Source organism: Kocuria rhizosphaerae (assembly GCF_044462265.1).
In the GTDB taxonomy this organism is placed as follows: Bacteria; Actinomycetota; Actinomycetes; order Actinomycetales; family Micrococcaceae; genus Kocuria; species Kocuria rhizosphaerae.
On record NZ_JBISWL010000041.1, the window covers coordinates 37,212 to 59,804 of the forward strand.

Below are 22,593 nucleotides of genomic sequence, written 5' to 3' on the forward strand. Positions count from 1 at the left end.
CGGGCCGTGCGTCGGGACCGGTGGGTCAGCTCCCCATTGTGCCCGATGCGCCTCGGGGGGTGCCGTGGAACCGGTGACCGGCAGCGGCGTTCGCTACGCTTCCCCGTATGCCGTTCTCCCTGCCCGCCCCACTGTCTCCTGACGTGACCGCCCTCGACCTGGGCTGGCAGTTCTGGCTGGACAAGCCCCTCCGGATCCTGATCGTCCTGCTCGGGGCCACGCTCCTGGCAGCGGTGGCCCGCCTGCTCATCCGCCGCGTGTCCGGCGGGATCGCGAGGGGCTCCCGGTCCCGGATCGTGCGGAAGTTCGACCGCGGCCGGCCCCGCTGGGTCGAGGACGCGGGCCTGGCCGGAGCCCGTCAGTCGCAGCGGGCCACCACCATCGGCTCTGTCCTCTCCTCGGTGACGACCGTGCTCATCTGGGCGGTCGCGCTGGTGATGATCATCTCGGAGCTCGACTACAACATCGGTCCCGTCCTCGCCAGCGCCGGGATCGCCGGCGTGGCCCTGAGCTTCGGCGCCCAGTCCCTGGTCAAGGACTACCTCTCGGGCATCTTCATGGTCGCCGAGGACCAGCTCGGGATCGGCGACGTCGTGGACCTGGGTGAGGCCAGCGGAACGGTGGAGGCCGTGGGTCTGCGGGTGACCCAGGTGCGAGACATCAACGGCACGCTGTGGCACGTGCGCAACGGCGAGATCCTGCGCGTGGGCAACCAGTCCCAGGGCTGGGCCCGCTGCGTCCTCGACCTGCCCGTGCCCTACGACGCGAACCTCGAGCTGCTGACCGAACTCATCCTGCACGAGACCACCCTGCTCCGGGAGGACCCGGAGATCGGCGAGTTCATCACCGAGGACCCGGAGGTGTGGGGCGTGGAGGCCGTCACGGGCGAGTCCGTGACCCTGCGCCTGGCCGTGCGGACGGTCCCCCTGAAGCAGTGGGACGTCGCACGGGCGCTGCGGCTGCGGATCAAGAAGATGTTCGACCGCGAGGGTCTGCACGTGCCCCTGGTCAACCAGACGCTCATCCGGCAGGCCGAGCCGGGCACGGCCGTGCCCGGCCTCCCCGATACGGGCCAGGTCCGCGCCGTCCGCAGGGACGCCCCCCGGTCGGAGGGCTGAGTCCGCCCGGGTTCAGCGGCGGCCGCGGCCCCCGGCGCGGCGTCCGCCCTTGACCCCGCCGCTCCTGGCCCCGCCTCTGCCGGTGCCACCGCTCCTGCTGCCACCGCTCCTGCTGCCACCGCTCTTGCTGCCACCACTCCGCGTGCCGCCCTGAGGACCGCGGCCGCCGCCGTGCCGCGGTGCCTGCGGCGTCCCGCCGGCCTGACGGGACGACGACGGCGTGCGCGCCGGCGCGGCCGCCGGGGCGCGGCCGCCGCGGGAGCTGTTGAGCCCGCGCCCCCGGGCCACGCCCACGAAGTCCTGCACGAGCTCCTCCCGGTCCTCGGGCAGGTCCTGCGGCCACACGAGCGCCACGGGGACCGTGGCGGCGTCCGGCACCACCCGGTGCACCAGGTCCTTGCGGCGGTGCAGGCGGGCGAGCGACATCGGCACGACCACGAGGCCGAGTCCGGCGGCGACCAGCTCGATCGTGTCCCGGACGTGCCGTACGCCGGGCAGCGGCGGGTCCCCGGCCACGTCCTCCGGCGAGCGCAGCCGGTGCCGCTCGGGCAGGGTGCGGGACTCCTGCAGCAGCACCTCGTCCACGAGCTCGGCCACCGGCACCTCGTCGAGCAGGGTCAGTTCGTGATCGCGGGGCAGCACCACGACCTGCTGCTCGGCGTAGAGCTCGACGGCCCGGAACTCCCGGCGCAGGGCCGTCAGGTCGTCGACCTCCGGCCGGGGGTGGGCCGGCAGCCGGACGAGGCAGGCGTGCGCCCGTCCTTCCTCCAGCTCCTCCCGCCACCGCTCGGCCTCGAGCGGCCGCTCGGCGAGGACGCGGCCCGGGTGGCGGTCACGCCACCGGAAGAACCACTTGCCGGGCATCACGCCCGGCACGAACGCCACGACCAGATCGGCCGATGCCGCGGGCGCACCGGCCGCCTCCTCCGGGGCGCCCGCGGCGTCCTCCTCCGACGCTCCCGGACGTTCCCCGGTGGGTTCCGCGACGGCGTCCGGAGCGGGTTCCGCCACAGCATCCGGAGCGGGCTCCTCGGCGGACTCCCCCGCGGGGTGCTGGTTGTCGGGGCGGCGGGCTTCGTTCATGGCCGCCAATCTACCCGCGGCCGGGGTCCCGCGGCGGCCGGAGGCACGGGGCGCGGCACGTGGTGGGCCGAGATGCGAAACCGTCCCGGGCCGTATAGGATGGAACGGTTGCTCCGGGGCTATAGCTCAGTTGGTAGAGCGTTTCGTTCGCAATGAAAAGGTCAGGGGTTCGATTCCCCTTAGCTCCACCCCGAGACAAGGCCCCCGCCGGGCAGGACCCCCGGCGGGGGCCTTTCGCACGTCCTCGAGCGGGAGCCGACACCCGGCAGGGACGTCCGGGAGCGAGGGCCCGGTCGGGGCGGGGCCGGTGCGACGTCGTCAGGTCCGGGTCGGCCGACCCGCGGGCCTGGGGGCGGGCGGAGGCGGGACGGCCGGCGGTGGAGCCGATCCGGCGGCGGGGCCGGCTCCGCCGGGGGCAGGCAGCCAGATCTGGACCAGGGCCCAGCCCACGGCCGTGAGCGGCACGGCCAGCACGGCCCCGACGATGCCGGAGAGGATGCCTCCTCCGGCCAGGGCGAGGAGGACCACCAGCGGGTGGAGGCTCAGCGCCCGGCCCAGCACCATGGGCTGGAGCACCCGCCCGTCGAGCTGGTTGATGGCGACCACCACCGCCACGACGACCAGCGCCACCACGGGGCCGTTGGCCACGAGCGCCACCAGAGCCGCCACCGCCCCGATCAGCGCGGCCCCCACGATCGGGACGAATCCGCCGAGGAAGATCAGCACCGCCAGGGGCAGCGCCAGCGGCACCCGCAGCACCACGAGGGTCACCCCGATGACCACCGCCTCCAGCAGTGCCACCACGGCGGTGCCGCGCACGTAACCGCCCAGCACGTGCAGGGTCGTGACGCCCGAGGCCAGCAGCTTCGTCAAGGTCTCACCGTGGAAGCGGTGCAGGAAGAACGCCCAGATCCGGGCCCCGTCCTGGAGGAAGAAGTAGAGGATGACGGCCACCAGGACGGTCCCGGTGATCACCTGGGTGGCCGCGGAGATGCCCAGCAGGGCCCCCGCGCCGAAGCCGGGGCTGGTGGCGTAGTCCCGGACGGCGGTGACGGCGTCGTCCAGGCCCTGCTGGCCGACCGGGATGGGGCCCGCGACGACGAACTCCCGCAGCCGGTCCAGCCCACCCACCGCGGAGACCACCAGCTCGTCCCATTCGTTGCGCACGGCGAAGACGACGCCGGTCACCACCCCGCCCAGGACCACGATGGCGGCGAGGAACGTGATCCATGTGGCCAGCGCCCCGGGAACGCCTCGCCGCCGCAGGAAGGCCACGACGGGGTTGAGGGCCGCGGCCAGGATGAGGGAGATCATCAGCGGGATCACCACGAGCTTCAGCTGGATCAGGCCGTAGACGACCACGACGGTCGCGGCCAGCAGCACGAGCCCCTGAAGCGCCCGGGTGGCCGCCCGCCCCAGGACGTCGCTCCACAGATCGCGGGTGTGCGAGACGCTTCGGTGCCGAGGGCGCGTCATGGGAATCCGCCTCCCAGAAAGGTGCCGTGGGACTGCCTTCAGCATGCGCCCAGCGGGAGTGCTTGCCAAGGACCGGACACCGGCGTACGGCCCGGGACGGGACCGTGACGCGGCCCGGCCGTCGAGTCCCCCGCCGCCACGGCGGGACGGGCCCGGCCGGCAGCGCGCCCGTCGGACCGTCAGGCGAGGTCGTCCCGCACCTGGGAGAGCAGCACGGCCACGACGTCGGTGCCGTGGTCCACCTCGGCTCGGAGCCGGACGACCTCGGCCCCGTGCAACGCGCCCACGGCGTAGCGGTCCTGACCCGAGCGCCGCATGGCCTCGGCCGTGCCGGCGAGCCAGCGCTCCGCCACGGCGGCGTCCATGATCCGCCCCAGCACGTCCTGGTACTCCTCCGCGTCCGCGGCGGCCCGCCGCATCGCCTTGCCCGGCCGGTAGCCGGTCCGGTGCAGGACCGCCTCCACGTAGCGCACGCGCTTGACGGCCTTCCGGACGTCGTGCAGGTGGTGCAGCCGATCCTCCCAGCCGGTCCCGCCCGCGTCCTCCGCCTCGGCGCCGCGCTGCGCGGTGCGGACCACCTTGCGCAGCGTGCGGCGAACGAGCCTGTCCGCGACCTCGCGCGCCGTGTGCTTCCGGCACTTCTCGGTCACGGGCGGGTCCGCGGCGAGGGCCTGGACGTCGGCCAGCAGCCGCAGGTGTTCCCTGCCGCCGACGCGCCGCCGCACCCGCGCCCTGGCCGTGCGCGAGTCCTGCTCCGCCGCGCGCCGCAGGGCCTCGGACCCCGCCGGGTCCACCCGGCCGTCGAGGTGCTCCACCCGCCCGGGGAGCAGCTCGGCCACGACCTCGGTGTCGCGGGCCGTGGACATCGCGCGGGCGAGCTCCCGCAGCCTCGCGTCGAGGTCCTCGGCCGCCTCGGTCTCCAGGAAGGGCGACGCGGCCTTGAGGAGGCTGCGCAGGGAGCGGGACGTGACCCGCAGCTGGTGCACCGCGTCGGGCGCGTCGAGGCGGACCTTGAAGTCCCACAGCACGAGCTGCTCCGCCAGCTCGCCGAGCGCCGCCCGCAGCAGCTCGGGTCCCGGCCTCCCGCCGCGCTTCTTCCCGCTCGGCCCACCCCTCTTTCCGGGCTTCCGCTTCCCGGCCGTCGTGCCGGGCTCCACGGTGGGGGCTCGGCCGCCGGCCGCGTCGGCGGTGTCCTCCTCACCGAGGGCCCGGGCGATCTTCGCCCTCGAGCTGGACGGCCGGCCCCCGGCCGCGGCGATGGCCTCCTCGACCGCACCGAAGATCTCCGACTGGTGCTCGGGAGGCAGCGAGCCGTCGACGAGCTCGACCTCCCACTCCGCCCAGGCTCGCGGGGTGCCCGTGCGCTCGTCGACCGCGCGGACGTCGTCGACGGCGAGCTCGGCGACCTCCGTCCCCGCGGCGTCGCTGACCATGAGGACCCGCCGGACCGTCCGCAGGGTCGCGATCGGGCGCAGCGGCCGCCCTCCGGTGAGGCCGGCCACGAGGTTGCGCACCGAGGCGGGTATCCGGTCGGGTGTGCGCAGCAGGGGGACCTGGAGCTCGTGCCGCCCCGAGGGCTCGGAGTGCTTCACGTGCCATCCGTCGTCGGCGCCGCCACGGCGGCGCCGCAGGGCCACCATCCGCCGGGCCAGGGCCATGTCCTCGGTGTCGTAGTAGACGGCCTCCATGCGGTGCTCCACAGGCTCGGTCGAGACGGAGTACCCCTGCAGCGCGCTCCAGTCGATCCGGTTCTCCGCCCCCTCCGGGACCTCGTACTTGCGCTCGACCTCACGGTGTGCGACGGCGTTCATGGACGTCCTCCTCGATCCGCTCCACCGGTGGCCGGGACCGCGGGGAGCTGTTGCGGCGATGATATCCGGGGAGCCCGGACACGGGTCCGCCGCACGGCCCGGTGGGGCGGTGCGGCGGAGCCGTGCGGGAAGGTCCTCAGGCGCGGCGCCGCCGGAGGACGTCGTCCAGGTTCAGGGCTGCGCGCCCCTGCTCCTCGCCGGCGCGCACCGCGTCCTTGAGGTTCGTGGAACGGGCCGCGGGCTGCTCGGGCACCGTCAGCGGCTCGGGCTCGGGCCGGTGGACCACTGGGGCTTCCGCGTAGGTGGGACGGGGCACGGGCACCGGCTCCCACGTGCGGGCCGCCGCGGAGGACTCCTGGGCCACCCGCAGCGCCTCGGCGCGCAGCTCCTCGACGGTGAAGGAGGGCGGGGCCGCCGGGACGTCCTCGCCCGCGGGAAGGTCGAGGTGCGCGTCGTCGGGGCCCTCCGCCGGCACCGGGGCGAGGCCGTGCTCGTTGTCGAACAGTGCGACGTCCGCCCGGGGCGCGTGCGGGTCCTCGGCGGGGGCCGGGCGGGCGGCACGGCGTGCGGCGTGCTCGTGGACCGCCAGATAGCGCAGGGCCAGGACGGAGCCGGCCCCGAGCAGGAGGAGGAACACGGGCCACGGCCAGGTCACCGCGGCGGTGAGCGGTGCGAGGACGGCGGTGACCAGCGCGGCGAGGACCGCGGCGCACCCGGCGAGGAACACCCCGGCGCGGTCCCACCGGATGCGCAGGGATCCGGAGCGGTGGCCGGTGCCGCTGTCCGCGGACCGGGAGGTGGTGTCGGTGGTCGCCATGGTGATCCTTCGTGGGCGGGGCACGGGCGGGGGCAGCTCGTCCGGGGGAACGGGGCCGTCCTGCGTGGAGTGCGCGTCGGTGGCCGCGTCCTCGGCGTCCTGCGCGGGGTCCTCGCGGTCCCTCTGCAGTCGCGGCACGACCCAGAACAGGGAGAGCGCGCACACCACGACCAGCACGGCCGAGCTGCTCACCCAGATCATCGTCGCGGTCCTGCCTCCCCGGTCGCTCGAACGAGCGGACGTGATCCGCCGGCGCCGGGCGCCCACGGACCCGGGCCGCACTCGGGCCCGTGGGGCACAGCCTACTACCGCGGCCGTCCGCCTGTGGGTATCCCTGTGGACACGGCAGGTCCGGTCAGGACCACACCGCGGGACGGTCCGACCCCGTGAAGCGACGGACGAGCCCCTCGGGGACCTCCGGGGCGGTCAGCGCGAAGCTGCGGTGGTCCGTCCAGCGGCCGTCGATGTGCAGGAAGTCCTTCCGCAGCCCCTCGTCCCGGAAGCCGAGCTTCTCCACGACCCGCAGGGACTTGACGTTCTCCGGACGGACGTTGATCTCCATCCGGTGCAGTCCGAGGCCCTGGAAGCAGTAGTCGGTGGCCATGGCCACCGCCATGGGCGCCACCCCGCGCCCGGCCTGCTCCTGGTCGACCCAGTAGCCGAGCGTCGCGGACAGGAACGACCCCCAGGAGATCCCCGACACCGTGAGCTGGCCGATGATCTCGTACCGGTCGCCGCCGGGCGTGCGCTCCGTGATGACGAACGGCAGGGCCGTCCCCTGCCGTGCCTGCTGATCCAGGGTCCTCACGAACTGGCCGAACGTGGGGGCTCGCCCGCCGGGATCGGGGTTCGTGGCCTCCCACGGGTCGAGCCACTCGCGGTTGCGGGCCCGCACGACGTCCCACTCCCTGCGGTCCGCCCGCGCCAGCGGGCGCAGCCGGAGGTCGCCCCACGAGACGGTGACGGGCCACCGGAACTGACCGGCCACGGACGGGGACCTCAGCCGGCCGGCAGGGACTGCGAGTACTCCCTGAGCCAGTCGCGCAGCTCGGGGCCGAGGTCGTCGCGCTCGGCGGCGAGGACGATGTTCGCCTTCAGGTAGCTGAGCTTGTCGCCGGTGTCGTAGCGGCGGCCCTTGAAGATCACGCCGTACACCCCGCCGCCCTCGCCCTCGCGCTGGGCGAGGGTCTGCAGCGCGTCGGTGAGCTGGATCTCGCCGCCGCGACCCGGGGCCGTGTTCTCGAGCACCTCGAAGACGTCCGGGTGCAGGACGTAGCGGCCGATGATGGCCAGGTTGGACGGTGCCTCCTCCGGGGCAGGCTTCTCGACGAGCCCGTGGACCCTCACGTAGTCCTCGCCGTCCACGGCGGTGATGTCCGCGCAGCCGTAGGCCTTGATCTGCTCCCGCGGGACCTCCATGAGGGCGACGACGGAGCCGCCGGTGCGCTGCTGGACGGCGATCATCTCGGTGAGCAGCTCGTCCCGGGCGTCGATGAGGTCGTCGCCGAGGAGGACCGCGAACGGCTCGTCCCCCACGTGGATCTTGGCCCGCAGGACCGCGTGCCCGAGACCCTTGGGGTCGGCCTGCCGGAGGTAGTGGATCTCGCCGAGCTCGGAGGCGTGCTCGACCTCCCGGAGCAGATCCGCCTTGCCGGACTCCTCCAGCTGGTGCTCGAGGGCCGGCACGCGGTCGAAGTGGTCCTCGAGGGCGCGCTTCGAGCGGCCCGTGATCATCAGGACGTCCTGGAGGCCGGCGTCGACGGCCTCCTGCACCACGTACTGGATGGCCGGGCGGTCCACGACCGGCAGCATCTCCTTGGGCATGGCCTTCGTGGCCGGGAGGAAGCGGGTGCCGAGGCCCGCAGCGGGGATGACGGCCTTCCGGACCGCGCGACGATTGCAGTTTCCACTCATGGGCACAGGCTAACGGATCCTGGAGGATCCCCGGTTGATCGGCCCGGGGGCCCGAGGCTAGCCTTCCAGCACCGGCCCGGGCGGGCCGGGCGGTCAGGAGCCGCGCACGGAACGGGAGCGGACACGACCATGAGTTCTGCGGAGGGCACGGCCGGGGCCAAGGAGCGGCTGCGCCGCGAGCTGCGGGCTGCCCGCCTCCGCCGCCCGCGGGCCGCCCGCGAGCACGCCGCGGTGGGATTCGACCGGCACGTCGGCGAGCTGCTGGCGGACCGGCCGCACCTCGACGTCGCGGCGTTCCTCCCGATGCCCACGGAGCCGCCCCTCGACGCCGCGCTCGTCACGGCGCACCGGCTCGGGCACCGCATCTGGGTGCCGGTGTGCGAGCCCGGCCGCCGGCTCTCGTGGGCCCGCTGGTCCCCCGGCACCGCCGAGCGCACGGGCGGGGCGGCGGCCGTGCGGGAACCCGTGGGTGCCCGCCACGGCAACGAGGTGATGCGGTCGGTCGGTGTGCTGCTCATGCCGGCACTCGCGGTTTCCCGCGACGGTGCCCGGCTGGGTTTCGGGGGCGGCTACTACGACCGCTTCCTCGCGGCCCTGCCGCCCACGGCGCACCCCGAGCTGCGCCCCGCGGTGTGCGTGTTCGCCGACGAGGTGCTGCCCGCGGGGGCCGTGCCGGTGGACGAGCTCGACGCCCCCGTCCGCCTCGCGCTCACGGAGAACGGGCTCGTGACGCTGGGGGACGCCACGGGTCCGTCGGCGCGGTAGAATCAGCACTCGAAACCCTCGAGTGCCAGCCGGCGCACCCGTCGACCGTTCCAGGAGGATCCATGCCCGTCTACGCCTACGCCTGCAAGGACTGCGGCCACGCGTTCGACATCCGCCAGTCGTTCAGCGAGAACGCGCTCACCGAGTGCCCGGAGTGCAACGGGGGTCTGCGCAAGAAGTTCAACACGGTCGGCGTCGTGTTCAAGGGCTCGGGCTTCTACCGCAACGACTCCCGGGGCTCCGGCGAGGGCGGCTCCGCCGCTCCGGCCGGCGGCTCCACGGAGAGCTCGTCGGAGAGGTCGTCCGAGAAGTCCACGGAGAAGTCCACACCGAAGTCGTCGGAGAAGTCCGCGGACCGGTCCTCGTCCGGCGCGACCCCGGCCCGGGCCACCGTGGGCGCCTCGTCCTCCGGCGACTGACCCTCGGCCGGAACCACCGCGTGGACCGGCGCACGGCCACGCCGGTGTCGTGACTGCACAGGAGCCGCGCGGGATCCGCGGCACGCCGGGCGTCCCCTGCCCGGCACCGGTCCCGGCCGAAGGCCGCGGCCGCGGTCTACCGTCCGCCCCATGAGCCGACGACCCCGGGTGCCCCGCCGCCGCTATCCCGTGTCCCTGCGCCTGCGCTCCGCGCTCTCCCGCCGGCGTCGCCTGGCGGCGGCGCTGCTCGCCGGCCTCGCGGCGGCCCTCGTCGTCCTGCGACTCTCGCCGCCCGGGACCGGCACGGCGCCGGTGGTCACGGCCGCCGAGCCCCTGAGCGCCGGCACCGTGGTCACGGCCGAGCAGCTGCTCGTCACGGACTACCCGCACGCACTGGTGCCGGAGGGCGCCGTCGCCGATCCCGCGGAGCTCGTGGGCCGCACGCTCGCCGCCGCCTCGGGGAGGGGCGAACCGCTGACCGCCGCGGCGGTCGTGGGCCCCGGGCTGCTGACCGGCCGGCCGGCCGGGGTCACGGCGGTCACCCTGCGCATCCACGACCCGGGCGTGCTGCGGCACGTGCGCACCGGAGACCACGTGGACGTCGTCCACCTGCCCGACGGCGCCGCCGGGACGGGCGAGGTCCTGGGCCGGGCCCTGCCGGTCCTGTGGGTGACCACGGGAAGCGGCGGGCCGGGCGCCGGCCTGCTCGCCGCGCCGGCGGGCACCGAGGAGGAGGGGCTGCTGGTCGTCGCCGCCCCGCACGCCGACGGGACCCGGCTCGCCGGGGCGGCCGGGACCGGGCGCACGACCGTGGTCCTGGTCCCGGCGCCGGTCACCCCCAGTGCGGCGGCCTCTGGTCCCTGAGCCACTCCTCGTGCGCGTGGTCGCCGGCCGGCCGCAGGGACTCCTCGTCCGCCCGCGGGCCGTCCAGCCCGGGCAGCCGGGGCTCCGCACCGGTGGCGGTGCCCCCGACCGCCCGCCGGGGGCCGCGCCGCCGGGGCTCCGTGGCCCGGTCCCCGTCCTCAGCCGGCACGGGAGGTCCCGCCCGGCCCGGCCGGCAGCCCGAGATAGCGGCGGATCAGGTCCGCGACCGTGTCCGGATCCGTGAACACCTCGATGGTCCACAGGGTCAGGTAGTTCCAGCCCGTGCGCTCGAGACGCTGCGGCCGCAACCGCGAGCGCTCGCGCACGGACAGCGCGGCCGCCGCGGCCGAGCCGTCCGACTGTCCGGCCACCGGGATCCGCAGCGGTCCGTCCCCTCTGCGGTCCCGTCCGTCCAGCACGGCGCCGGCGGACACCGACTCGGTCTCGGCCCAGGCGACGAGGTCGATGCCGCCGGGACCGCCCAGGCGCACCGAGGCACCCCGGTCCGCGAGCCGTCGTGCGAGGTCTCCCAGGAGCGGGTCCTCCCGGGTGGCCCGCGCGTCCTCGTCCGGGACCGCGTCCTGCCCGAGGTGCACGGCGAGCACCCGGAAGAAGTCCCTCGCGCCGTGCTGGAGGCCCTTGCGCTCCACTTCGTCCGGCAGCAGGGACGTCACGATCCGGGTGGTGTGCCGGGCGCGGGTCATCCCGAGCACGAAGAACTCCTGCCCGTGCCGTTCGGAGAGCGCCCCGAGGTAGGGCACGGTGCGGCCGTTGGCGGTCTTGCCGAAGCCCAGGGAGAAGATCACGGTGTCCCGCACGATCCCCGCGGCCCGGTGCAGGTCCACCACGCGGAAGGACTCCGGGCCCGGGGCGAAGAACGCCGCGGCGGCCGGCTCGTCCCGCATTCGCCTCCGCACGGCCTCGGCGATCCGGGCGGCGTGCACGGCACTGGCCGTCACCACGGCCAGTGAGTGCCGGGGGTGGCGCAGCGCGTGCTCGAAGACGAGCTCCACCACGCGCCGGACCTCCGCGGCGGGCGCCTGGATGCCCTCGATCCCGGCCGTCAGCGCTCCCACACCGTCGGGGACGTGCTCGACCTCGAGAGCGGGCGTGCTGCCGGTGACGGACTCCCCGTGCGGCAGGCGGTTGAGCCGGCCTCCGTAGAACCGCTCGTCGAGGTAGCGGAAGAGCCGGTCGTCCATCGACCGGTACACCGTGCGCAACGACCTCTCCGGCACGACCCGGGCCAGCGCGTCGAAGGCGCTGTCGACCTCGACGACGGGGTGCGCGCCGGGGACGGGCGGCGCCGTGGGGGCCACCGTGAACGGCTGGGGCCGCCCCAGCCGGGGGTCGCCGAAGGCGATGACCTGGCGGGTGCGGGTGATGGCCGGCAGCACGGCGGCGAGCGGTGAGCTCTCTGCGTCGAGCACGACCACGGCGTCGAAGACGTGGTCCTCCGGAAGCGCCGCGGAGAGCACGAGCGGGCTGGCCGTCCAGACCGGCACGAGCGAGCCGACCAGTTCGCCGGCGGAGTCGCCGAGCTTCTCGAGGGGCGCCGAGCCCGCGCGCAGCATCTCGCGCAGGCCCGCCCCCGCGCGCGGGGACCGGCGGACGCCGCGCCGCCACCGCTCGGCGAGCTCCCACAGCAGCCGCGGCGCGCCGGAGGCCACGTGGGCGGCGTCCGCGCGGCGGAACGTGGACTCGGCCCGGCGCAGGGCGTGCCCGTCGGGCATGGGCAGGAAGTCGTCGCCGCTGACCATCGCCTCGAGCGTGGACTGCCACCAGGCCAGTTCGAACTCGTCCCGCACCTGCGCCCCCGGCACGGTCCGCCGGACGAGGTCGTCCACGAGCTCCCCGAGGCCCCGCCCGCGCAGCTCGTCCAGCAGGACGGTGCGCTCGGGCAGCCGCGCGAGGTTCGCCTCGTCGTTGATCAGCCGGTCCAGGGTCTCGCGGAGCCGGTCGATCGGCAGCGCGAGCAGGCCCGCTCCCGTGGGCGATCCCTCGAGGGCGATGGCCAGGCCCTCGAGGTCCTCCACGAAGCGCGCGTGCACGGCGGCGAGCTCCTCGACCCGGTCGGAGACCACCGGGTGCGCCGGCGTGCCGGACCACTCCAGCCACCGCTCCCGCTCGGACTGCACGCGCAGCAGGGCGCTGTGCAGGTCGGACAGGTGCACCCCGTGCCGGATGTACTCCTTCGCCGCCTTGCGCAGCCGGGCCCGCTGCAGCCCGGTCATCTCGATCCCGTGCTCGCGCCGCCAGCCGGATCCCGCGGTGGCCGCCACGAGGTCCGTCACGGAGCGGTCGTAGATGTCCGGGGTGAAGCGGGTGAGGGTGTCCTGGACCTCCTGCAGCAGGCGCAGCTGCCGGCCCCACTCGGGGACGCTCCGCCCCGCGCGCAGCCCGCTGGTGGCCAGGACGTGGCGCATGCCCGTCTCGAGCGTGGTCAGCTCCAGCAGCAGCGACTGCGCCAGCCGGTGCGCCTGCCGGGACTCGTCCTCGTTGACCAGCCGGGCCCCGGTCCAGGGCCCGGCGAGGGTCTCGGCGTCGAAGGCCCCGAGGTCGGCGGCGCGCTCGAGCCGGTCCACGACGTCGTCCCGGTCGGTCAGGGAGTCGAGCACCGAGCGCGGGAAGCGCACCGCGGTGGCCGGCGCCGGTCGACGGGAGGTCAGTTCGGCGAGCGCCTGGACCGCCCGGTACGGGGAGACCGACCAGCGGGCCCGGACGGTGTGCAGGGACCGCACGTGCTCGGCGAGCAGGTCCCGGGACGAGCGCAGCGTCTCGTGCAGCTCCCGCAGGTCGGGGCGCTCGGCGCGCTCGTTGCGGGCCACGGCCCGGATCAGCTGCTGCGCCACGTCCGCGTCGGAGAGCTGCGAGGTCAGGGGCAGGACGGCGGTGCCGAGCCCGAGCCCGTCCATCCGGCGGGAGAACGCGGCCAGCGTGGTGCGCCGCTCCCCCAGGACCAGCACGGTCCGGCCGGCGGACACGAGGGTGCCCACGGTGTTCACGGCGGTGTCCAGCTGGCCCGTGGCCGGCGGGGTCGTCACGACGAAGGAGTGCCCTCGCGCGGCGAGGTCGAGGACCTCCTGCTGGGAGCCGTCTGCGTCCAGGAGCAGGAGCTCGTCCGAGGGGTCCCGCTCGTCCAGGGGCGGCGCCTCGTCGGTGATCTCCCGGACCTGCGGGAGCCGTCCGACCGCGGGGTCCTTCAGGCGGGCGAGGTCGCGGACGACGGCGGTGCGCGCCACGACCGAGAGGTCCGCGGGACGGTCGTGCAGGTCCGCGAAGGTGGAGACCAGCAACCGGTGCTGGACGTGCATCCCGGGGACCGAGCTCGCGACGGTGCGCAGGGTCTCCAGGGCCGGTGCCGGGTCGAGCCGGCGGGTGCCGTAGGCCAGGCGGGCGAGGTCTTCGGCGGCGAGGTCCACCCCGTGGTCGGCGGCCAGCCGGCGCACCATGGCCGGGTTGAGCCGGGCGGGACCCACGAGCTGGAGCTCGAAGTCGTCGAGCTCGGGGCGCGGCTTGAGGGTGAGCGGGGCGAGCAGGACGGGAGCGATCCAGCGCCGCTGGCCGGCGCCCGTGGGGTCGGCGCCCTTGGGCAGGGCCAGCCAGGACGCCGTCCCTGCGGCGAGGTACGCGGCGTCGAGGCCGTGGTGCACGGACAGCTCGTGGATCTTGGTCCGCAGGGAGCGTGCCGCCCGGGTGGCCACCGCGTAGGGCTCGGGCTCGTGGACGATCGTGGACAGGCGCGTGGGCCGGCCCATGAGCAGCTGGGCCTGCCCCGAGGTGTTCGCCACGGTGAGGTCGATGCACACGTTGTCGACCTGGTTGAAGTCGAGCAGCGTGTCGGGACCCGTGTAGGCGTCCATCTGGCGCGTCCAGGGCTGCAGCGACACCCGCTGCTCCTGGGCGGTCTCCGACTCCTGGGGGGTGCGGTCGGATCCGATCGGCATGGCTCTCCTCCTGCGCCGGCCCCGTGGCCGGGTGCCGGTCGGGAACGGGTCGGGCGGCNCCCGTGCGGGCCGCCCGACCTCGGCTGCTCGTGTCTCTCCCGTGCGGGGTGGGCGCGGGGACTACTCCCACTCGATGGTGCCCGGTGGCTTGGACGTGACGTCCAGCACCACCCGGTTGACCTCTTCGACCTCGTTGGTGATCCGGTTGGAGACGCGTGCCAGGAGGTCGTAGGGCAGCCGCGACCAGTCGGCCGTCATGGCGTCCTCGCTCGAGACGGGGCGCAGCACGACGGGGTGGCCGTACGTGCGGCCGTCGCCCTGCACGCCCACCGAGCGCACGTCCGCGAGGAGCACGACCGGCATCTGCCAGACCTCGTCGTCGAGCCCGGCGCGGGTGAGCTCCTCCCGGGCGATCGCGTCCGCGCGCCTCAGGATCCCGAGGTTGTGCTCCGTGACCTCGCCGATGATCCGGATGCCCAGGCCGGGGCCGGGGAAGGGCTGGCGGCCCACGATCTCGTGGGGCAGGCCCAGCTCGCGGCCGACCGCGCGGACCTCGTCCTTGAACAGGGTCCGCAGGGGCTCCACGAGCTCGAACTGCAGGTCCTCGGGCAGCCCGCCCACGTTGTGGTGGCTCTTGATGTTGGCGGCGCCCTCGCCCCCGCCGGACTCCACGACGTCGGGGTAGAGCGTGCCCTGGACGAGGAAGCGCACCGGCTCCCCCTCCTGCGCGGCGGCGCGGGCGACCTCCTCGGCGGCGGCCTCGAAGGAGCGGATGAACTCCCGGCCGATGACCTTGCGCTTCTGCTCGGGGTCGGTCACCCCGGCCAGCGCCCCGAGGAAGCGGTCCTTCTCCTCGGCCACGTACAGGTTGACCCCGGTGACGGCCACGAAGTCCTTCTCGACCTGCTCGGCCTCGCCCTCGCGCAGGAGCCCGTGGTCGACGAACACGCAGGTCAGCTGGTCCCCCACGGCGCGCTGCACGAGGGCCGCGGCCACCGCGGAGTCCACGCCGCCGGAGAGCCCGCAGATCACGGACGCGGACCCGACCTGCTCGCGGATGCGCTGGACGTGCTCCTCGATGATGTTCCCCGTGGACCAGGTGGGCTCGACCCTCGCGCCGTCGAAGAGGAAGTGCTCCAGCACCTGCTGACCGTGCACCGAGTGCTTGACCTCGGGGTGCCACTGCACGCCGTAGAGCGCGCGCCGCTCGTCGGCGAACGCCGCCACGGGCGTGGTCTCGGTGGAGGCCAGGACCTCGAAGCCCGCGGGGGCCTCGACGACGGAGTCCCCGTGGCTCATCCACACGGTCTGGGTGCCGGGCGAGCCCTCCAGGATGGAGGCGGAGGGACCGCCGACGGCGGTCGCGACGGTGGCCCCGTACTCGCGGGCTCCCGTGTGCGCCACGGTCCCGCCGAGGGCCTGGGCCATGGCCTGGAAGCCGTAGCAGATGCCCAGGACCGGCACGCCGGCCTCGAAGAGGGCCGGGTCCTGCTGCGGCGCGTCCGGCGCGTACACGGAGGACGGTCCGCCCGAGAGGATGATCGCCGCGGGGTTCTTGGCGAGGATCTTCTCGGTGGACCAGGTGTGCGGGACGATCTCGGAGTAGACGTTGGCCTCGCGGACCCGGCGGGCGATCAGCTGCGCGTACTGCGCGCCGTAGTCGACCACCAGGACCGGTCGCTGCTCGAGGTCGGTGCGGGTCTCAGCTGTTTCGGTCACGCCCTCCATCCTAGGCCAGCCGCGGGAGGGGCTCAGTACCGTTTGGCGGCCCTCGGGTTGGCGCGCAGCTCGGCGGTGGTGGAGGCGTGGATCTTGCGCTCCACGACGAAGGACAGGAACGGCACCACGCCGCCCAGGGCCATGACGACGAGCTGGGGGAACGGCCAGCGCATGAGCGTCCAGATGCGGAAGCAGGAGACGAGGTAGACGACGTAGAACCAGCCGTGGACGATGAGGATCCACGTGGAGATGTTGACGCCGCCGGCGAGGTTCTCCAGCTCGAGGTCCTGCCAGCCCAGCGCCACGGTCCGGCCCGTGGCCTTGTCCGTGCCGCCCGCGACGAGGTCGAAGCCGAACCCGTACCGGGTGATCATCTCGGCGACGAGCAGGAGCAGGAACGTCCCGGAGATCCAGGCGCAGACCATGTAGAACGTCAGGGCGCCCCGGATCTGCGCCTCGGTGCCGCCGAAGCGGCGGCGCGGCTGCAGGGCCGCGGCCGGGCCGGTGGGGCGTCCGGGGGCGGCGGCGGCCGAGGGCCGGGCGCCGGGCGGGAGAGGGACCCGCACCCCGTCGGTGCGCTCCCGCGGCGAGGGCGCCGGCGACGGTGCCGGCGAGGAGGGGGTCGGTCGAGTGGGCTCAGTCATGGGCTCCGGTCCTGTCGGGTGTCCTGTCGTGGGCGGGTCCCGGGGCGGCGGGCCCGGGGTTGCGGGGCTGGTCGTCGAACCAGTAGTACTCCTCCGCCCGGGGGTCGTAGTAGTAGAAGCGTCCGCTGGCGTCGTCGTGGTAGTAGTCGCCCTCGAAGTAGAAGTACTCCTCCGGGTCCTGGCCGCGCCGCCACTCGTCGCGCACGAAGCGCCACCAGAGGTAGAGGGCGAACCCGGCGAAGACGACCCACTCGACGGCGTAGAAGACGTTGAGCAGGTCGACCGACTCGTCGGTGGGCTGCTGCTCGATCTGCAGCGGGGACAGCTCCGGGTCCATGAGCGCGGCGTCGGCGGCGAGGCCGCCGACCGCGGCCGGCCGGTCGGGTGCGGCGGCCGGGTTCTCGGCGAAGGCCGCGACGTAGCCGGGCCACAGCGGCGTGTCCCAGAGGTTCGTGAGCTGGGCCGGGGAGACGGTGCGCACCTGGCCCTCGGGAAGGTCCCCGCGGGGCACGGGACCCTCCGCGGGCAGGTACCGCCCGACGACGTCGACCTGTCCCTCCGGCTCCTCGGGCACCGCGGCCGGGTCGGGGACCCAGCCGCGGGCGACCGCCAGGGTGAGCGGCCCCCCGGCGTCGGGCCACTGGCCGGCGCTGCCGGGGACGTCGAGGGCCGCGACGGCCCACCAGCCCTCCGCGCCGTCCTGCAGCCGTCCGGCCACGAGGACCGTGGAGTCCTCCCGGTACTCGCCGGTGACGCTCACGAGCTGGTCGGCCTCGGCCACGGTGACGGGGGCTCCGGCGCCGACGGCCCGCTCGAGGGGGCGGGCGACGTCCTTGGCCGGGTCGGCAACGGTCCGGGCCTGCCGGCCGGACTCGAGCTGCCACTGGCTCAGGAGCACGAAGCCCACGGCCAGACCCAGGCTGACGATCAGCGCGAGGATCGAGCGGGGTCGCAGGGCGGTCTTGAGCACCCGACAAGGCTAGTGGGCCTTCCTGGACGTTCGCCAATGCCGCTCCGTGCCGCGGTCGCCGCGGCACGGACCGGGGCTCAGCCGCGGATGACCACCTCGGCGCGCTGGAACTCCTTGAGGTCGAGGTATCCGGTCGTGGCCATGGACCGGCGAAGCGCGCCCACGAGGTTGGACGTGCCGTCCACGTGCCGGGACGGTCCGTGGAGCACCTCCTGGAGCGGGCCCACGGTGCCCACGCGGGTGCGCAGGCCCCGCGGCAGCTGGTCGTGGTGGGCCTCCGCGCCCCAGTGCCAGCCCTGACCGGGGGCCTCGGAGGTGCGTGCCAGCGCCGTGCCGAGCATCACGGCGTCGGCGCCCATCGCGAGGGCCTTGACGATGTCCCCGGAGACCCCCACCCCGCCGTCGGCGATCACGTGGACGTAGCGACCGCCCGACTCGTCGAGGTAGTCGCGGCGGGCCGCCGCGACGTCGGAGATGGCCGTGGCCATGGCCGCGTGGATGCCCAGGGTGTTCTGGATGCGCATGGAGGCCCCGCCGCCGAAGCCCACCAGGACGCCCGCCGCGCCCGTGCGCATCAGGTGCAGGGCCGGGGTGTAGCCCGCGGCGCCGCCCACGATGACCGGCACGTCGAGGTCGTAGATGAACTTCTTGAGGTCCAGCGGCTCCTGGTTGCGCGAGACGTGCTCCGCCGAGACCGTGGTCCCGCGGATCACGAAGACGTCCACCCCGGCGTCCAGCACGGTGCGGTAGTGCTCGACCGTGCGCTGCGGGGTGAGGGACCCGGCGACGATCACGCCGGCGTCGCGGATCTGGGCGAGCCGGGCCGTGATCAGCTCCGGCCGCACGGGGGCCTCGTAGAGCTCCTGCATCCGGCGGGTGGAGGACGGGGCGTCCTCCCCGGAGAGACCGGCGATCTCGTCGAGCACCGGCCGCGGATCCTCGTAGCGGGTCCACAGCCCCTCGAGGTCCAGCACCCCGAGCCCGCCGGCCCGGCCGAGGGCGATCGCCGTCTCCGGGGACGTCGCCGAGTCCATGGGGGCCCCGAGGAACGGGATGGAGAACCGGTAGGCGTCGATCTGCCAGTCCGTGGAGACGTCCCGGGGGTCCCTGGTGCGGCGGGAGGGGACGAGGGCGATCTCGTCGAGGGAGTAGGTGCGACGGGCGCGTTTGGACCGGCCGATCTCGATGTCGTAGCTCATGGTGTCCTTTCCGAACGGTGCAGCGGACCGCAGCGCGGCGCTGGTGGTCAGCGCTTGTAGTTGGGGGCCTCGACGGTCATCGTGATGTCGTGCGGGTGGGACTCCTTGAGCCCGGCCGGGGTGATGCGCACGAACCGGCCCTGGTGCTTGAGCTCCTCGACGTCGTGGGCGCCGACGTAGAACATGGTCTGGCGCAGGCCGCCGTCGAGCTGGTGGACGACCGCGGAGAGCGGCCCGCGGTAGGGCACCTGCCCCTCGATGCCCTCGGGGATCAGCTTCTCGTCGCTGGCCACGTCGGCCTGGAAGTAGCGGTCCTTGGAGAAGGACGAGTTCTTGCCGCGGGACTGCATGGCCCCCAGGGACCCCATGCCCCGGTACGTCTTGAACTGCTTGCCGTTGACGAAGATCAGCTCGCCCGGGGACTCGTCGCAGCCGGCGAGCAGGGAGCCGACCATGACGGAGTCGGCGCCGGCCACGAGGGCCTTGCCGATGTCCCCGGAGTGCTGCAGCCCTCCGTCCGCGATGAGCGGCACGCCGGCCGGGATCGCGGCCTTCGCGGACTCGTTGACCGCGGTGATCTGGGGGACGCCCACCCCGGCGATGACCCGGGTCGTGCAGATCGAGCCGGGGCCCACGCCCACCTTCACGGCGTCCGCGCCGGCGTCGACGATGGCCTGCGCGCCGTGCCGGGTGGCCGCCTGCCCGCCGATCACGTCCACGTGCGCGGCGGCGGGCTCCGCCTTGAGCCGGGCGATCATGTCCAGCACGCCCTGGGAGTGCCCGTTGGCCGTGTCGATGAACAGGGCGTCCACGCCGGCCTCCACGAGGGCCATGGCCCGTTCGAAGCCGTCGCCGAAGAAGCCGACGGCCGCGCCCACCCGCAGGCGGCCCTCGTCGTCCTTGGTCGCGTGCGGGTACTGCTCGGCCTTCGTGAAGTCCTTGATGGTGATCAGGCCCGTGAGCCGGCCGGCGTCGTCGACGAGGGGCAGCTTCTCGATCTTGTTGGAGGCCAGGAGCTTGTGGGCCTCGTCCTTGGCCATGCCGACCTTGCCGGTGATCAGCGGCATCGGGGTCATGATCTCGTGCACCCGGCGCCGCGGGAACTCGCTCTCCGGCAGGTAGCGGGTGTCGCGGTTGGTGATGATGCCCAGCAGCTTCTGCCCGCCGTCGACGACCGGCAGCCCGGAGACCCGGTAGTAGCCGCACAGCCGGTCGAGCTCCTCGAGCGTGGCCTCCGGGGAGATGGTCACGGGGTCGGTGATCATGCCGGACTCGCTGCGCTTGACCCGGTCCACGTGCTCGGCCTGGTCCTGGATCGAGAGGTTGCGGTGGATCACGCCGATGCCGCCCTGCCGCGCCATCGCGATGGCCATGGTCGACTCGGTGACGGTGTCCATCGCGGCCGACAGCAGCGGCACGTCCAGCGTGATGCGCTTGGACAGTCGCGTCCGCGTCGACGCCTCGGACGGGATGACGTCGGTGTTGCCGGGCAGCAGCATGACGTCGTCGTAGGTCAGCCCGGTGAACCCGAACGGGTCCTCGGAGAGGGCGGTGGGAACGGAGGTGTCCGGCACGGTGGGGCCTTTCGAGGTCGAGGGAATCCCGACCATTCTACGGTCCGCCCCGCGTCCGGCGGCCCGGTGTGGGGGACCTCACCGGCGCTCCGCGCGCTCGGCGCCGCCGGGGGCGCAGCCGGTTCCCGCCGGGGGCGGGCCCATGTGCGGGACACGGGCCGGCTCCCGGGGGCCGGCTACCCGGTGATCCACGGCTCCAGGGCCGGGGCCATGGACCGGGCGTAGGTCCACGTCAGGTGGTGCGGGTCCATGAAGACGTAGACGTTGCCCACGACGGGGCGGCACAGGCCGTCCGGGCAGATCAGCTCGGTCAGGTCCAGGGAGGTGAACCAGGGGCGGTCGCTCAGGGCGTCGGCCGGGTTCTCGGGGCCCAGCACGCGGTCGACCGGCACCCGGCAGCGGGCGTCGTCCGCGCCGTGACGCTCGGCGCACTCATAGGGGTTGAAGTCGAACCGGGGGTTGTCGCGGAAGCCGACCACCTCGATGCCCCGCGCGCCGAGGCGGTCCACCAGTTCGGGGAAGCCGTCGACCACGGTCTCGGCGGACCCGTCCATGCGCGCGGCGTACGTGGACGTCGTCATGACCACGTCCGGCTCGATCCGCTCGACGTAGTCGAGGGCCGCCTCGTTGCCCTCGTGGCAGGGGTCGCCCTCGGGGCGCACGGCGAACGGGCACCCGGGCTGCAGCACGGCCACGAGCTGCCAGCCGTGCTCCTCCGCCACGGGGATCACCGCCCCCATGAACTGCTCCATGTGCGAGTTGCCGACCACCGCGACCGTGCGCCCGGGGTTCCGCACGGCCGGGGTCTGGCGACAGTGGGCCTCGAGGACCTCCTCCTCCGGGGCGAACCGGCCGGAGCACGGCTCCGGCAGCCCCACCCACTCCTCCCCCAGCTGGGACGGCAGGGGCAGGGCCGGTGCGTCAGGGTCCCCACGGAACTCGAAGCCCGGCGCGAGTGCCGCGGCACCGGGACTGTTCCGCGCGGCCTCGGCGGCCAGCTCCGCCGCCCGTCGCTCGTCCGCGGCCGACCACAGCGTCACGGGCACCGCGACGAGCGACAGGCTCACGGCCACCGACACCGCCAGGTGCCGCTTGTTCCGTTCGGGCCACTGCCACCGCTGGAGCGGCTTCTCCACGACCCTCGTGGCCACGACCGCGAGCAGCAGGGAGACGAGGATGATGACCACGCCGGACCGCGGGCCCGCCACCGGCCGGTCCCGGACGACCAGGTAGGTGATCAGCAGCGGCCAGTGGACCAGGTACAGGGCGTAGGAGGCGTCACCCAGGCCCACCAGCGGGCGGGAGGCCAGGATCCGGTCCACGCCGAACGGGGATCCGGAGCGCCCGGCCACGACGATCGCGGCCGCCGAGAGGAGCGGCCACAGCGCCACCCACCCGGGGAAGGCGCCCTGCACGTCGATCAGCACGCCGACCGAGACCATGCTCACGGCCCCGAGCCACCCGAGCACGACCCGCGCCACCCGCGGCGGGTGGAGGTGGGGCACCGCGAGGGCGAGCAGCGAGCCGAGGGCGAACTCCCACAGCCTCGCCCGCGTGTCGAAGTAGGTGAAGGCCTGGTTCGTGGTGGTCGACCAGACCGACCAGGCGAGCGAGCCGGTGAACACGGCCCCGAACAGGACGGCGAGCACCGGCACCGGTCGCCACGGCCCACGGCGGGTCAGCAGCCACGCGGCGCCGAAGAGCAGCGGCCACAGCAGGAACACCTGCCCCTGCACGGACAGGGACCAGAAGTGCTGGAACGGCGAGGCCGTGGAGTCGTCGGCCGCGTAGTAGTCGACCTCGGCGAACGCCAGGGCCCAGTTCTCCACGTACAGGACCGTGGCCAGGGCCTCCGTGCGGATCCGCTCGATCCGCGCCTCCGGGAAGAACAGCCAGGCCAGCAGGAGCGTGCCCAGCACGGTGAGCACCGCCAGCGGCAGCAGCCGCTTGAACACGTGCAGCCAGTACCGGCCCAGGGCCAGGGGCCCCCCGCTCTCGAGCTTGCGCACGAAGGAGAGGGTCAGGAAGAACGCGGAGATCAGCAGGAAGATGTCCACTCCCCCGGACACGCGGTCCAGGAAGACGTGGTACAGCACCACGAGCAGCACGGCCACGAACCGCAGTCCCTGCACCTCGGGCCGGAAGCCCGCGTACCGGGCCACCCGCCGTATCCGCTCCACGTCCACGGCCGCGTCCTGCTCGAGGGCCGTGGCCATGGGAACCTCCTGGGGACGGCCGGACCCGGAGATCCCGGGCCGACGCGATGGGACCCC

General features: G+C 74.3%; 17 protein-coding genes and 1 tRNA gene. 5 read left to right on the forward strand and 13 right to left on the reverse strand.

Going from position 1 to position 22,593, the window contains the following annotated elements:
- Positions 1-143: 143 nt before the first annotated feature.
- Positions 144-1,118 carry a mechanosensitive ion channel domain-containing protein gene (locus ACH9EU_RS05100; RefSeq protein ID WP_396412860.1) on the forward strand — a complete coding sequence of 325 codons (975 nt, stop codon included), beginning with the start codon at positions 144-146 and terminating at the stop codon, positions 1,116-1,118.
- Positions 1,119-1,130: 12 nt separating this feature from the next.
- On the opposite strand, the gene ACH9EU_RS05105 is transcribed toward ACH9EU_RS05100, so the two are convergent.
- On the reverse strand, positions 1,131-2,201 hold the full coding sequence (locus ACH9EU_RS05105) for a LysR substrate-binding domain-containing protein (RefSeq protein WP_396412861.1): 1,071 nt from the start codon (positions 2,199-2,201) through the stop codon (positions 1,131-1,133).
- Positions 2,202-2,316: 115 nt separating this feature from the next.
- On the opposite strand from ACH9EU_RS05105, the gene ACH9EU_RS05110 reads away from it, so the two are divergent.
- Positions 2,317-2,389: transfer RNA gene (locus ACH9EU_RS05110), tRNA-Ala, on the forward strand.
- Positions 2,390-2,519: 130 nt separating this feature from the next.
- On the opposite strand, the gene ACH9EU_RS05115 is transcribed toward ACH9EU_RS05110, so the two are convergent.
- The 5 genes from ACH9EU_RS05115 to galU all read right to left on the reverse strand — a co-directional run bounded on the left by ACH9EU_RS05115 (position 2,520) and on the right by galU (position 8,219).
- Positions 2,520-3,677, reverse strand: coding sequence for an AI-2E family transporter (locus ACH9EU_RS05115; protein ID WP_396412862.1), 1,158 nt, complete (start codon positions 3,675-3,677; stop codon positions 2,520-2,522).
- Positions 3,678-3,856: 179 nt separating this feature from the next.
- The gene (locus ACH9EU_RS05120; RefSeq protein ID WP_396412863.1) at positions 3,857-5,488 is read right to left on the reverse strand and encodes a CYTH and CHAD domain-containing protein; all 1,632 of its coding nucleotides are present in this window, start codon (positions 5,486-5,488) and stop codon (positions 3,857-3,859) included.
- Between the two features lie 136 nt (positions 5,489-5,624).
- Positions 5,625-6,506, reverse strand: coding sequence for a hypothetical protein (locus ACH9EU_RS05125; RefSeq protein ID WP_396412864.1), 882 nt, complete (start codon positions 6,504-6,506; stop codon positions 5,625-5,627).
- A 154-nt stretch (positions 6,507-6,660) separates the two neighbouring features.
- On the reverse strand, positions 6,661-7,293 hold the full coding sequence (locus ACH9EU_RS05130) for a GNAT family N-acetyltransferase (protein ID WP_396412865.1): 633 nt from the start codon (positions 7,291-7,293) through the stop codon (positions 6,661-6,663).
- Positions 7,294-7,304: 11 nt separating this feature from the next.
- Positions 7,305-8,219, reverse strand: a complete 915-nt coding sequence (gene galU, locus ACH9EU_RS05135) for a UTP--glucose-1-phosphate uridylyltransferase GalU (protein ID WP_396412866.1) — start codon at positions 8,217-8,219, stop codon at positions 7,305-7,307.
- Between the two features lie 129 nt (positions 8,220-8,348).
- Here galU and ACH9EU_RS05140 point away from each other — a divergent pair, with 129 nt between their 5' ends.
- The 3 genes from ACH9EU_RS05140 (at position 8,349) to ACH9EU_RS05150 (ending at position 10,267) form a co-directional block, all read left to right on the forward strand.
- On the forward strand, positions 8,349-8,984 hold the full coding sequence (locus ACH9EU_RS05140; protein ID WP_396412867.1) for a 5-formyltetrahydrofolate cyclo-ligase: 636 nt from the start codon (positions 8,349-8,351) through the stop codon (positions 8,982-8,984).
- Between the two features lie 62 nt (positions 8,985-9,046).
- On the forward strand, positions 9,047-9,403 hold the full coding sequence (locus tag ACH9EU_RS05145) for an FmdB family zinc ribbon protein (protein WP_396412868.1): 357 nt from the start codon (positions 9,047-9,049) through the stop codon (positions 9,401-9,403).
- 150 nt (positions 9,404-9,553) lie between these two features.
- Entirely contained in the window at positions 9,554-10,267 is a 714-nt protein-coding gene (locus ACH9EU_RS05150; RefSeq protein WP_396412869.1) for an SAF domain-containing protein, read from the forward strand.
- 158 nt (positions 10,268-10,425) lie between these two features.
- Here the strand turns inward: ACH9EU_RS05150 and ACH9EU_RS05155 are convergent, their stop codons facing one another.
- The 7 genes from ACH9EU_RS05155 to ACH9EU_RS05185 form a co-directional block, all read right to left on the reverse strand.
- Positions 10,426-14,214 (reverse strand): hypothetical protein, encoded by a 3,789-nt coding sequence (locus ACH9EU_RS05155; RefSeq protein WP_396412870.1) that lies wholly within the window; start codon positions 14,212-14,214, stop codon positions 10,426-10,428.
- A 120-nt stretch (positions 14,215-14,334) separates the two neighbouring features.
- Positions 14,335-15,942, reverse strand: coding sequence for a glutamine-hydrolyzing GMP synthase (gene guaA / locus ACH9EU_RS05160; protein WP_396412871.1), 1,608 nt, complete (start codon positions 15,940-15,942; stop codon positions 14,335-14,337).
- Between the two features lie 23 nt (positions 15,943-15,965).
- Positions 15,966-16,577 (reverse strand): DUF3817 domain-containing protein, encoded by a 612-nt coding sequence (locus tag ACH9EU_RS05165; protein ID WP_396412872.1) that lies wholly within the window; start codon positions 16,575-16,577, stop codon positions 15,966-15,968.
- Positions 16,570-17,547, reverse strand: coding sequence for an SURF1 family cytochrome oxidase biogenesis protein (locus tag ACH9EU_RS05170; protein ID WP_396412873.1), 978 nt, complete (start codon positions 17,545-17,547; stop codon positions 16,570-16,572). Before ACH9EU_RS05170 ends, ACH9EU_RS05165 begins: the two co-directional genes overlap by 8 nt.
- 77 nt (positions 17,548-17,624) lie before the next feature.
- Positions 17,625-18,746 carry a GuaB3 family IMP dehydrogenase-related protein gene (locus ACH9EU_RS05175; protein WP_396412874.1) on the reverse strand — a complete coding sequence of 374 codons (1,122 nt, stop codon included), beginning with the start codon at positions 18,744-18,746 and terminating at the stop codon, positions 17,625-17,627.
- 47 nt (positions 18,747-18,793) lie between these two features.
- Positions 18,794-20,320: an IMP dehydrogenase gene (gene guaB, locus ACH9EU_RS05180; RefSeq protein WP_396412875.1), complete on the reverse strand. Its 1,527-nt coding sequence runs from the start codon at positions 20,318-20,320 to the stop codon at positions 18,794-18,796.
- Between the two features lie 176 nt (positions 20,321-20,496).
- On the reverse strand, positions 20,497-22,536 hold the full coding sequence (locus ACH9EU_RS05185) for an SGNH hydrolase domain-containing protein (protein WP_396412876.1): 2,040 nt from the start codon (positions 22,534-22,536) through the stop codon (positions 20,497-20,499).
- Positions 22,537-22,593: the final 57 nt, after the last annotated feature.

What these genes read in the sequence shown, in the direction of transcription:
- ACH9EU_RS05105 (WP_396412861.1), bottom strand. Translation starts at nt 2,201, where the DNA reads ATGAACGAAGCCCGCCGCCCCGACAACCAGCACCCCGCGGGGGAGTCC.
- ACH9EU_RS05115 (WP_396412862.1), bottom strand. Translation starts at nt 3,677, where the DNA reads ATGACGCGCCCTCGGCACCGAAGCGTCTCGCACACCCGCGATCTGTGG.
- ACH9EU_RS05120 (WP_396412863.1), bottom strand. Translation starts at nt 5,488, where the DNA reads ATGAACGCCGTCGCACACCGTGAGGTCGAGCGCAAGTACGAGGTCCCG.
- ACH9EU_RS05125 (WP_396412864.1), bottom strand. Translation starts at nt 6,506, where the DNA reads ATGATCTGGGTGAGCAGCTCGGCCGTGCTGGTCGTGGTGTGCGCGCTC.
- galU (WP_396412866.1), bottom strand. Translation starts at nt 8,219, where the DNA reads ATGAGTGGAAACTGCAATCGTCGCGCGGTCCGGAAGGCCGTCATCCCC.
- ACH9EU_RS05140 (WP_396412867.1), top strand. Translation starts at nt 8,349, where the DNA reads ATGAGTTCTGCGGAGGGCACGGCCGGGGCCAAGGAGCGGCTGCGCCGC.
- ACH9EU_RS05145 (WP_396412868.1), top strand. Translation starts at nt 9,047, where the DNA reads ATGCCCGTCTACGCCTACGCCTGCAAGGACTGCGGCCACGCGTTCGAC.
- ACH9EU_RS05150 (WP_396412869.1), top strand. Translation starts at nt 9,554, where the DNA reads ATGAGCCGACGACCCCGGGTGCCCCGCCGCCGCTATCCCGTGTCCCTG.
- ACH9EU_RS05155 (WP_396412870.1), bottom strand. Translation starts at nt 14,214, where the DNA reads ATGCCGATCGGATCCGACCGCACCCCCCAGGAGTCGGAGACCGCCCAG.
- guaA (WP_396412871.1), bottom strand. Translation starts at nt 15,942, where the DNA reads ATGGAGGGCGTGACCGAAACAGCTGAGACCCGCACCGACCTCGAGCAG.
- ACH9EU_RS05165 (WP_396412872.1), bottom strand. Translation starts at nt 16,577, where the DNA reads ATGACTGAGCCCACTCGACCGACCCCCTCCTCGCCGGCACCGTCGCCG.
- ACH9EU_RS05175 (WP_396412874.1), bottom strand. Translation starts at nt 18,746, where the DNA reads ATGAGCTACGACATCGAGATCGGCCGGTCCAAACGCGCCCGTCGCACC.
- ACH9EU_RS05185 (WP_396412876.1), bottom strand. Translation starts at nt 22,536, where the DNA reads ATGGCCACGGCCCTCGAGCAGGACGCGGCCGTGGACGTGGAGCGGATA.